Here is a 652-nt window from a genome sequence, read left to right on the forward strand (position 1 = left end):
GCGCGGCAGAAAGGAATAAGTGATGATGCCGATCCCAAATCGCGACGCCGTCGCGTTAAGCGCCCGCACCCTGGGCGCGCTGTTCTCTTATGCGCCGAATAGTGCGGAAATTGCGCCGCTGGTCGCCGCCTTCCAGGACGGGAGCTGGCAGCAGCAGTGGCCCTTCCCGGTCGCAGCCCCGCTGGCGTCAGGGTTTGCCGCATCGGCTGAAGAAACGTTGCCGGAAGCCTGGCAGCGCCTGTTTATCGGGCCATGGGCCCTGCCGGCGCCGCCCTGGGGCTCTGTCTGGCTGGATAAAGAGTCTGTGCTGTTTGGCGATTCCACGCTGGCTCTGCGCCAGTGGATGCGCGAGAACGGTATCGCGCTGGAGGCCGATGGCAACGAACCGGAAGATCATTTCGGCACCGTGCTACTCCTGGCGGCATGGTTGTGCGAAACGGAGCAGGATGCGTTGTTCGCTCAGCTGCTGGCCTGGCACCTGCTGCCGTGGTCCGGGCGTTTCCTGAGCGTCTTTGTCGACCATGCCGCCCACCCCTTCTATCAGGCGCTGGGTCAGCTGGCGCAGGCGACTCTGGCGCAGTGGCAGGAGAATTTGCCGATCGCCGTGGCGCAAAAACCGCTCTATCGTTAACCCTTCGCCGCGCCGATATCC

The 652-nt window shown here is 64.1% G+C and carries 1 protein-coding gene; it reads left to right on the forward strand.

The genetic code is table 11. The features are described from left to right. Positions 1-22 precede the first annotated feature (22 nt). Positions 23-631 carry a Tat proofreading chaperone DmsD gene (dmsD, locus tag HMPREF9538_RS02540; RefSeq protein WP_004209765.1) on the forward strand — a complete coding sequence of 203 codons (609 nt, stop codon included), beginning with the start codon at positions 23-25 and terminating at the stop codon, positions 629-631. Positions 632-652 lie beyond the last annotated feature (21 nt).

The organism is Klebsiella sp. MS 92-3 (assembly GCF_000195655.1).
Classification (GTDB): Bacteria; Pseudomonadota; Gammaproteobacteria; order Enterobacterales; family Enterobacteriaceae; genus Klebsiella; species Klebsiella pneumoniae.